General features: G+C 64.3%; 8 protein-coding genes. 4 read left to right on the plus strand and 4 right to left on the minus strand.

Features of this window, described 5'->3' with window-relative positions; all coding sequences use genetic code 11:
* The first annotated feature begins 25 nt into the window (after positions 1-25).
* Positions 26-961 carry a LysR family transcriptional regulator gene (locus J4E58_RS18240; RefSeq protein WP_087091837.1) on the plus strand — a complete coding sequence of 312 codons (936 nt, stop codon included), beginning with the start codon at positions 26-28 and terminating at the stop codon, positions 959-961.
* On the opposite strand, the gene J4E58_RS18245 is transcribed toward J4E58_RS18240, so the two are convergent.
* From J4E58_RS18245 to J4E58_RS18255, 3 genes are read right to left on the minus strand one after another with little or no spacing between them, the layout of a single operon-like run.
* Positions 955-1884 carry a glyoxylate/hydroxypyruvate reductase A gene (locus J4E58_RS18245; protein ID WP_087091838.1) on the minus strand — a complete coding sequence of 310 codons (930 nt, stop codon included), beginning with the start codon at positions 1882-1884 and terminating at the stop codon, positions 955-957. The two genes, J4E58_RS18240 and J4E58_RS18245, sit on opposite strands and share 7 nt — an antisense overlap.
* A complete protein-coding gene (locus J4E58_RS18250) occupies positions 1881-2636 on the minus strand; it encodes a class II aldolase/adducin family protein (RefSeq protein ID WP_007928209.1) in 756 nt (251 codons plus the stop codon). Before J4E58_RS18250 ends, J4E58_RS18245 begins: the two co-directional genes overlap by 4 nt.
* Positions 2633-3934, minus strand: coding sequence for an MFS transporter (locus J4E58_RS18255; protein WP_087091839.1), 1302 nt, complete (start codon positions 3932-3934; stop codon positions 2633-2635). Before J4E58_RS18255 ends, J4E58_RS18250 begins: the two co-directional genes overlap by 4 nt.
* A gap of 155 nt (positions 3935-4089) precedes the next feature.
* Here J4E58_RS18255 and J4E58_RS18260 point away from each other — a divergent pair, with 155 nt between their 5' ends.
* Positions 4090-5076, plus strand: coding sequence for a LysR family transcriptional regulator (locus J4E58_RS18260; RefSeq protein ID WP_009044872.1), 987 nt, complete (start codon positions 4090-4092; stop codon positions 5074-5076).
* A gap of 1 nt (position 5077) precedes the next feature.
* On the opposite strand, the gene mrdA is transcribed toward J4E58_RS18260, so the two are convergent.
* Entirely contained in the window at positions 5078-6970 is a 1893-nt protein-coding gene (mrdA, locus tag J4E58_RS18265; RefSeq protein WP_087091840.1) for a penicillin-binding protein 2, read from the minus strand.
* A 236-nt stretch (positions 6971-7206) separates the two neighbouring features.
* Between mrdA and J4E58_RS18270 the strand changes: the two genes are divergently transcribed.
* Positions 7207-8139 (plus strand): TIGR03571 family LLM class oxidoreductase, encoded by a 933-nt coding sequence (locus J4E58_RS18270; protein WP_087091841.1) that lies wholly within the window; start codon positions 7207-7209, stop codon positions 8137-8139.
* The gene (locus J4E58_RS18275; RefSeq protein ID WP_087091842.1) at positions 8129-9133 is read left to right on the plus strand and encodes a zinc-binding dehydrogenase; all 1005 of its coding nucleotides are present in this window, start codon (positions 8129-8131) and stop codon (positions 9131-9133) included. Before J4E58_RS18270 ends, J4E58_RS18275 begins: the two co-directional genes overlap by 11 nt.
* Positions 9134-9278 lie beyond the last annotated feature (145 nt).

A 9278-nucleotide genomic window follows, 5' to 3' on the forward strand; every position in this document is an offset into this window, starting at 1 on the left:
ATCCTTCGACCCAGAGCCCCGCGCCATGTCCAACCGCCTGCCCGACCGCCTGCTCAACGACCGCCTGGACTGGAACCTGCTGCGCACCTTTCGGGTGATCGGCCAGGAGCTGAGCATCAGCCGTGCGGCCGCCCGCCTGCACCTGACTCAGCCGGCGGTGAGCCAGGCCCTCAAGCGCCTGGAGGAACAACTGGGCCGCCAGTTGATCGCCCGGCGCGGACCACGTTTTGCCCTGACCGAAGTCGGCGAGCAGATCTTCCACCTGGCCGGCGAGATCTACGGGCAGATGTCCCAGGTCAGTGGCGTGCTGGAGCAGCCGGCCGACGAGGTGATCGGCAAGGTGCGCCTGCTGATGATCAGCCGGATCTTTTCCGCGCGTTTCGATGACTTCCTCGCCGACTTCCACCGCCAGCATCCGCGGGTCGACCTGGAGATCGAGGTGCTGCGCAGCTCGGACATCGTCAGCGCCCTGCAGGAAAAAACCGCGACCCTCGGCCTGAGCCTCAACCGCCGGCCCCAACCGCGCCTGGAACAGCGGTTGTTCCTACGCCAGCGCTATGCGTTTTTCTGCGGCAAGCACCATGGACTGTTCGGCCAGCAGAAGGTGGCCGAGGGCGATTTGCAGCGGGAGAATTTCGTCAGTTTTACCAGCGACCAGATCGGCGGCATGCTCTCGCCGCTGACCATCTTTCGCGACCAGCAGGGCTTCAGCGGGCGCATCGTCGCCTCGTCGCCGAGCCTGGAGGAAGTGCGGCGCCTGGTGATCGCCGGCTACGGCATCGGCTGCCTGCCCGAACATGTGGTGGCGGCCGACGTCGAAGCCGGGCTGCTGTGGCGCCTGCCGCCCGACGAAGGCATCGCCGACGTCGACATCCATCTGCTGTGGAACCGCGAACAGCGCATGAGCCGCGCCGAGACGGTCTTTATCGAGGCCTTGCAGGCCTGCCTGGGCGCTCAGTAACCCTGGGCTCTGTCCACCTCGTTCAACAGCGGCTCGCCGGCTTGCAGGCGCCGCAGGTTGTCCGCCACCTGCTCGGCAATGCAATCGTGGGAGGCCGCCGAGGCCATGTGCGGGGTGAGAGTGACCCCGGGGGTGCTCCACAACGGATGATCGGCCGGCAGCGGCTCCTGTTCGAACACATCGAGCAAGGCGCCGCGCAACTGGCCGCTGGCCAGGACCTGTTGCAGGTCGTCGAGGTTGAGGTGACCGCCGCGCCCGACATTGACCAGCGCCGCGCCATGGGCCAGCCGGGCAAAGCTGTCGCGCCCGAGAATGCCGCGGGTCTCGGCGGTCAGGGGCAGCAGGTTGATCAGCAGTTCCACTTGATCGAGAAAGGGCTCCAACTGCCCCGGCCCGACGAAGGTCTGCACCCCCGCCAGGCACTTGGCGCTGCGAGCCCAGCCACGCACGTCGTAGCCGGCGGCGGCCAGGTCGAGGGCGATGGCGCTGCCCAGGGAACCCAGGCCCATGACCCCGACCTTGAACTGCCGCGCCGGCCGTTGCAGCGGCCGCTCCCAGTGCCGTTCGCGCTGCTGCTCCAGCACCCGGTCGAAGCCGCGGTGATAGTGGATCACCGCCCAGCGCAGGTACTCGGTCATGCCCTGGCGGTGGCCCGGGTCCACCACCCGGCAGATCGGCAGGTCCGGGCACGAAGGGTCGTGTTCCAGGTGGTCGATGCCCGCGGCCACCGAGTGAATCACTTGCAGGTTGGGCAAGCGCCCCAGGCTACCGGCGGGGGGAAACCAACAAGCGGCCATTAGCGCCTGAGCCGCGCGCGGATCGTCGGCCAGCACTGCCTGCACCTGTGGCGCGCAGCGGGCGAAGGCGGCCTGCAATGGCTTGAGCAACAGGCTGTCGCGGGACAGCAGCACCACAATGCTCATGACAGATAGGACTCGCGCTGGGACTCGATCAAGGTCAGGGCGGCCTCCCAGGCCAGTTCGATGATGTGGTCGGCGTCGTCGCGCTCGAACTGTTCGGCGGTGTGAGCGCAGACCTGCGGCGACGGGTAGTTCAGCTCGCAACCGCCGGCCAGCGCCTGGACCTGGGCCTGGCAGGCACGCTCGAGAAAATGAATCTCCTGGAACGCATGGGCGACGCTGGCACCGCCTACCAGCAGGCCGTGGTTACGCAGGATCATCGCCTTGTGCGGGCCAAGGTCGGCGATCAGGCGCTCGCGCTCGTCCAGGGACAGGGCGATGCCTTCATAGGTGTGGTACGCCAGCTTGCCGTAGAACTTCAGCGCATGCTGGCTGATGGGTAACAGCCCCTGCTTCTGCGCGGCCACTGCTATGCCGGCGGCGGTGTGGGTGTGGATCACGCAGTTGAGGTCCGGGCGCGCCATGTGGATCGCCGAATGGATGACGAAGCCGGCGGCGTTGACCCGGTGCCCGGCGTAGTGCGGGTCGACGATGCGCCCCTCCTGGTCGATGCGCACCAGGTCGCTGGCACGCATGCGGTCGAAGATCACCCCGTAGCGGTTGATCAAAAAATGATGCTCGGGCCCTGGAATGCGCAGGGTGATGTGGGTGTCGATCAGGTCGGTCATGCGAAAGTGCGCGACCAGTCGATACAGGGCCGCCAGCTCGCAGCGGGCCTGCCATTCAATCGGGCTCATGTGTTCGGGTTTGCTCACGAATACACCTCTTTAGGAACGTGGTGGACAGTCGGGTTGGCGCGCAGCCGGGCCAGGCCGCAGACGCCGATCAATGACAGGGCCGACAACAGGCTGAAGAACACCGCCAGCGGCAGCCACTGTCCGGAAAACTGGCTGGCCAGCAGGGTGCCGATCAGCGGCGTGCTGCCACCGGCGACCGCGCAGGCCAGTTGGTAGGCGATGGAGATCCCCGAGTAGCGCAGGTGCACCGGGAAGGCCTGGGTCATGTAGCCGGCGATCACCGCGTACAGCGCCGAGAGAATCACCACTGCCAGGGCAATGCCAAGGGTCATCAGCACAATGTTCTGGGTGCCGACCAACAGGAACATCGGGTACGGCGTGGCCATGCACAGCAGCGCCACCCACTTGAGGAAACGCCCTTCGCCGATACGCTCGGCCAGCAGCGCGGAGACCGGCTGGGACAGCAGCTGGATGATCGTCACCAGGAACAGGCAATCGAGAATGGTCGCCCGGGAAATGCCCTGGTACTGGGTGACGTAGGTGATCATGAAGGTGTTGGTGAAGAAGAAACCGGCCGAACCGATGGTCACCGCGGCGGCGGCGAACAGGATCTGCTTCCAGCAGCTGCGCAGCACTTCCATCACCGGGTACTGGGCGGTTTCGTTGTTGTCCCGGGCCTTGGCGAACTCCGGCGACTCATGCACGCCGGAACGGATCATCAGGCCGAACATCATCAGCACACCGCTGGCGAGGAACGGCAGGCGCCAACCCCACTCGAGGAAATCCTGCTGGTCCAGGCTGGTCACCAGGCGGAAGGCGATCAACGCCAGCAGCAGGCCGGCCGGGCTGCCGAGCTGGGCGAAGGAGGCGTAGAAGGTCTTGCGCTTGGCCGGGGCATGTTCGCTGGCCATCAGCACCGCCCCGCCCCACTCGCCGCCCACGGAAATGCCCTGGATGATGCGCAGCACAATCAGGCTGATAGGCGCCCAGATGCCGACGCTGGCATAGCTGGGCAACAGGCCGATGCCGGTGGTGGCCAGCCCCATCAGCGCCATGGTCACCAGCAGCATTTTCTTGCGCCCGAGGCGATCGCCGAGGTGACCGAACACCATGCCGGCCATGGGCCGGGCAATGAAGCCCACGGCGAAGCTGCCGAAGGCCGCCAGGGTGCTCATCACCGGGTCGCTGCTGGGAAAGAACACCTGGCCGAGGACCAGGGCCGCGGCCGTGGCATAGATGTAGAAGTCGTAGAACTCGATGGTCGTGCCGATAAAGGCCGCCGCCGCGGCTCGGCGCGGCTGAGGAGTGCTGTGCATGCAAGGACCCTGTGTATTTGTAGTTTTGGGCAGGTGCGGAAGGCTGATCACGCGGCGCTCTCTGGCGCTTGTGGGCTTTATCGCCGGCGTGCCAGGATTAGTCAATTTTCAAATCCTTATCTTTGCTATTAGCACTGCTACTACCTGGAGCCGCCATGCCCGCACCGCTCTCCACCTCCAACCCCTGGGTCGGTCGGCGTTTTCTCAACGATCGCCTGGACTGGAACCTGCTGCGCACCTACCTGGTGATCGGCCAGGAAGGCAGCATGAGCCGCGCCGCCGCGCGCCTGCACATCACCCAGTCGGCGGTCAGCCAGGCCCTCAAGCGCCTGGAGGAACAGCTCGACTGCGTGTTGATCGCGCGCAGCGGACGGCGCTTCGAGCTGACGGAAACCGGGGAGGAAGTGCTGCGCATCGCCACCGATATCTACGGCGATATCTCGCGCCTGGGCACCGTGCTGGAGAGCCGCAACGACGACGTGGTGGGCAAGATCCGCATCCTTACCGTCAGCGGTGTGCAAGCGCCGCATTACGACGAGTTCCTCGCCGATTTCCATGAGGCCCACCCGAAAATCGAGCTGGAAGTCGAGGTGATGGGCAGCTCGGACATCATCAGTTCGCTGCTGCAAAAAACCGCGACCCTGGGGGTCGGGCTGTGCCGCCTGCCACAACCCAGGCTGGAACAGCGGGTGTTGTTTCGCGAGCGGTATGCCTACTTCTGCGGCCAGCGCCACCGGCTGTTCGGCCAGCAGGACCTGAGCCTGCAACAGCTGGCCAACGAGAATTTCGTCAGCTTCACCAGCGACCAGTTGGGGGGCAATCTGTCACCGCTGACGCTGTTTCGCGACCAACAGGGCTTTACCGGCAAGATCGTCGCCTCCTCCACCAGTTTCGAGGAGATTTACCGACTGATCTGCGCGGGATTCGGTATCGGCTGCCTGCCGATCCACCTGGTCCGGCGGGATGTCGAGCAAGGGCTGCTCTGGCGTTTGCCGCCGGACGAGGGCGTGGTGGATTTCGATATCCAGCTGCTGTGGCACCGGGAACAGAAGATGAGCCAGGCCGAAACCCTGTTCCTGGACAGCATCCAGCACATGCTCAGTATTCGTGAGCAGGTGCCGGACAGCCTGATGTTCAAATGACTCAGGCGTGGGGAACGTCCGGCCCCTTGCCAGGGCTGGCGTACTGCGGCTTCAGGTGGCCTTGCTGATCGAGCAGCCAGGCATCCATGACCTGACGGACCACGGGGCCGGCGACCCGGCCGCCGGCCTCGCCGTTCTCGATCATCACCGCTACCACGATCTGCGGGTGCTCGGCCGGCGCGAAGCCGACGAACAAGGCATTGTCACGATGGCGCTCGCGGGTCTTCAGACGGTTGTAGCGCTCGCCCTGCTTGATCGCCACCACCTGCGCCGTACCGCTCTTGCCGGCGATGCGGTATTGCGCGCCGGCCGCTGCGTCGCGCGCGGTGCCCCGGGGCGCGTGCATCACCATCTGCATGCCGTGGCTGACCAAGTCCCAGTCGACCGGGTCCTTGAGCCGGATGTTCGGCATCGGGTGTTCGTCCACCGGCGCGACGCCATCGACGGTCTTGGCCAGATGAGGGCGATTCCACACGCCCTTGTTGGCGATCAGCGCCGTCGCCTGGGCCAGCTGCAGCGGCGTGACCTGCATATACCCTTGGCCAATGCCGAGAATCACCGTCTCGCCGGGGAACCACGGCTGGCGCCGGGTGGCGCGCTTCCAAGCCTGGGACGGCATCAGTCCCGACGCCTCCTCGAACATGTCCAGGGAGACTTTCTCGCCCAGGCCGAACATCGCCAGGTAATCGTGCAGGCGATCGATACCGAGTTTGTGCGCCAGGTCATAGAAGTAGGTGTCGTTGGAACGCATGATCGCCGCGTCCAGGTCCACCCAGCCGTCGCCGCTGTGGTTCCAGTTGCGGTATTTGTGGTCGACGTCCGGCAGTTGGTAGTAACCCGGATCGAACACTCGGGTCGAGGCGTTGACCACCCCGGAGTCCAGCCCGGCGATCGCCACCTCGGGCTTGATGGTCGAACCCGGCGCATACAGGCCGCGCAGCACCCGGTTGAACAGCGGCCGGTCGATGGAATCGCGTAACGCGCTGTACTCCTTGAAGCTGATGCCGGTGACGAACAGGTTCGGGTCGAAGCTCGGCTTGCTGACCATGGCCAGTACTTCGCCGGTCTTCGGATCGAGGGCCACCACCGATCCGCGACGGTCGCCCAGGGCCGCCTCGGCCGCCTCCTGCAACTTCACGTCGAGGCTGAGCACGATGTTTTTCCCAGGGATCGGATCAGTATGCTTGAGCACCCGCATGACCCGGCCCTGGGCGTTGGTTTCCACCTCTTCGTAGCCGACATGGCCATGCAGCTGGGACTCGTAGAAACGCTCGATCCCGGTCTTGCCGATCGACTGGGTGCCGCGGTACTCCACCGAATCCAGGACCTTGGCTTCCTTCTCGTTGATGCGCCCGACATAGCCGATGGAATGGGCGAAGTGCGCGCCCATCGGATAGTGCCGAACGAACTGGGCCTCGACCTCCAGCCCCGGCAAGCGGTACTCGTTGACCGCCAGCACGGCGATCTGCTCTTCGGTCAGCTCATAGAACAGGGTGACCGGCACGAACGGGTGGCGTGATTGCTTCAGCGCCTTGTCGAACAGCGCGCGGTCTTCGGCGGGCAGGTGCAGCAGGTTGACTACCTGGTCCAGCTCGCCTTTCAGATCTGTGGTGCGCTCGCGGGTGATGGTCAGGTTGAAGCTGGGGCGGTTGTCGGCCAGCAGCACGCCGTTGCGGTCGTAGATCAGGCCGCGAGTCGGGGTGATGGGCAGCACGTGTACCCGATTGTTTTCGGAAATGGTCGAGTGATAGTCGAATTCGACCACCTGCAGGAAGTACAGGCGCCCGATCAGGGTGCAGGTGATAGCGACCACCAGGAGCGCGCAAGCCAACAGTCTTTTGTTGACCAGCCGCGTCTCTTTTTCGTGGTCCTTGATCGGTATCGGTTCAGGCATTGCTACAGCTTCTCGTGAAATAAGGTGAACACGGGTGAATGTCAGTCCCTTGAAAAAACGAGCTGCACCATACCAAAAACCGTCCCGGCGCTTTCATGAAGAATTCGGCCGATTCGTGATATCCGCTCAAGATTGTTGTTCCGATTCATGCGTTTTTCCGTGGGCTGGGCCTGGGGATACTGCTGCGCTGTGATCCCTATGACCGTCTTGCCACGGGCGAGACGCTGGAGCCCTTCATGCACCCTCGTTTTCAACGCCTGCTTGGTAGGAACAACTTTTCCGTCGGCCTGGAACTGCCGCTCGATAACGACTGGTCCAGCGATGGCCAACGCCTGCGCCAGATCGAAGGTCGCCCCTTCGGCGTGCCGGACCTCAAGCAGCACGCAACCCTCGCCCGCCTGGCGGACCAGGCCGGCTTTCGCGCGCTATGGGTACGTGACGTACCGGTGTACGACCCGAATTTCGGCGATGCCGCTCAGGTCTTCGAAACCTTTTCCTACCTCGGCTATCTGGCCGGCATCACGCAGAACATCATGCTCGGAACCGCCGCGGTGGTCCTGCCGTTGCGTCAGCCGTGGCTGACCCTCAAGGCCGCCAACAGCATCGACGAGTTGAGCGATGGTCGCTTGCTGCTGGGGGTCGCCAGTGGTGACCGGCCGATGGAGTATCCGCTGTTCGGTGTCGATTACGCCCAGCGCGGAGAGCTCTTTCGCGATGCTGTCGAGCTGTTGCACAGCCAGGGACAGGATCATTTACCCGAGGGTGCGCATCTGCTGCCACAGCGTCCTGAAGCCGCACCGCTGCTGGTGGCCGGGCTGGGCCAGCAATCGCCGGCCTGGATCGGTGCACACATGGACGGCTGGCTCGCCTACCCGGGCACCCCGGACGAACATCGCCGACGCGTCGCGCTCTGGCGTGAGGTCGGTGGCGACAAACCCTATATCAGTTTCGTCCACCTGGACCTTGCCGCTGACCCGCATGCCCCCATGCAGCGCCTGCGCTTTGGTGGCCGCTGTGGGCGCCTGGCACTGATCGAGGAACTGCAGGCCCTGCGTGAGGCAGGCGTGCAGCATGTCGGCCTGCATCTGCGCCGCAGTGAACGCCCGGTGGCCGAGGCCATCGAGGAAATTGCCGAATTCGTACTGCCGAGGTTTCACCATGCCAACTGAATACAACGCCTGGAGCTGGACTGCAGGAGCCGGCCTGGAAGGCCTTCAACTGATCCGCAAGACATTGCCGCAACTGGGAGCGAATGAAGTGCTGATCGCCAATAGCGCGATCGCCCTCAACCCGGTGGACTGGAAGATCATCGAGTGGGGACATGCCGATTGGCATACCGGCCGCGTGCCTGGTGTCGATGGCGTTGGCGTGGTGGTGGCCGCGGGTTCCGCGGTGACGCTGAAGATCGGTACGCGGGTGGCTTATCACCAGTCGTTGAGCCGTGATGGCAGCTTCGCCGAGTATTGCCTGCTCGATGCCGATGCGGCGCTGCCGGTTCCTGAGTCACTGGATGACGCAGTTGCCGCCAGCCTGCCCTGCCCCGGCCTGACCGCCTTGCAGGCGCTGGATAAGGTCCCCGTTGTGGGTGCGCGTGATGTGCTGGTGGTGGGGGCCGGAGGCGCGGTGGGTTCGTTGCTGGTCCAATTGGCGGTGCAACGCGGTTTGCGGGTGTGGGCGACGGCGTCGGCTCAGCATCATGCGCGGTTGCTCGCTCAGGGCGCGGTCGGGGTTTTCGACTATCGGGCAAGCACCTGGCAAACCGAGCTGCAATCACGGTTGGGCGAGCGTCGCCTGCACGCGCTGTTCGATACCGTCAGCGGGGCTCAGGCGCGCAGCCTGGCAACACTGCTGGGTTACAACGGGCACCTGGTGTGCATTCAGGATCGCCAGGAGACAGCGCCATTGCCTGCATTCAGCAGCGCGATCTCACTCCACGAGGTGGCCCTCAACAGTATTCACGCTTACGGCAGCCGGGCCGACTGGCAACAGCTACGTCAGTACGCCGAGCAACTGATGAGCGGGACTGTATCGGGTCTGCTGCAACCTGCACCGCTGATTGAGTTCGACTTCAACCAACTGCCGGAGAAACTGCGGGCATTGAAGAATGGCGAGCAGCATGGCAAGTGGGTAGCCCGGCTGACCCACAGCAGCCTGGGACGTTAACGCCCGCCAAGGGTGCCTTCGGCTTGAGGTAGTTCTTGAGTCGAAGCGCACTGCTCTCCGGTGACTGGAAAGGCTTTTCCGCGCGCAAAAACAAAACCCCAACTGCTTTCGCAATTGGGGTTTTGGAATTTAATCTTGACGATGA

The sequence above is a fragment of the Pseudomonas sp. FW305-25 genome (genome assembly GCF_017351415.1).
Classification (GTDB): domain Bacteria; phylum Pseudomonadota; class Gammaproteobacteria; order Pseudomonadales; family Pseudomonadaceae; genus Aquipseudomonas; species Aquipseudomonas chlororaphis.

Excerpts from the sequence above, each read along its gene's own strand:
- J4E58_RS18240 (WP_087091837.1), top strand. The coding sequence starts at position 26 with ATGTCCAACCGCCTGCCCGACCGCCTGCTCAACGACCGCCTGGACTGG.
- J4E58_RS18245 (WP_087091838.1), bottom strand. The coding sequence starts at position 1,884 with ATGAGCATTGTGGTGCTGCTGTCCCGCGACAGCCTGTTGCTCAAGCCA.
- J4E58_RS18255 (WP_087091839.1), bottom strand. The coding sequence starts at position 3,934 with ATGCACAGCACTCCTCAGCCGCGCCGAGCCGCGGCGGCGGCCTTTATC.
- J4E58_RS18260 (WP_009044872.1), top strand. The coding sequence starts at position 4,090 with ATGCCCGCACCGCTCTCCACCTCCAACCCCTGGGTCGGTCGGCGTTTT.
- mrdA (WP_087091840.1), bottom strand. The coding sequence starts at position 6,970 with ATGCCTGAACCGATACCGATCAAGGACCACGAAAAAGAGACGCGGCTG.
- J4E58_RS18270 (WP_087091841.1), top strand. The coding sequence starts at position 7,207 with ATGCACCCTCGTTTTCAACGCCTGCTTGGTAGGAACAACTTTTCCGTC.
- J4E58_RS18275 (WP_087091842.1), top strand. The coding sequence starts at position 8,129 with ATGCCAACTGAATACAACGCCTGGAGCTGGACTGCAGGAGCCGGCCTG.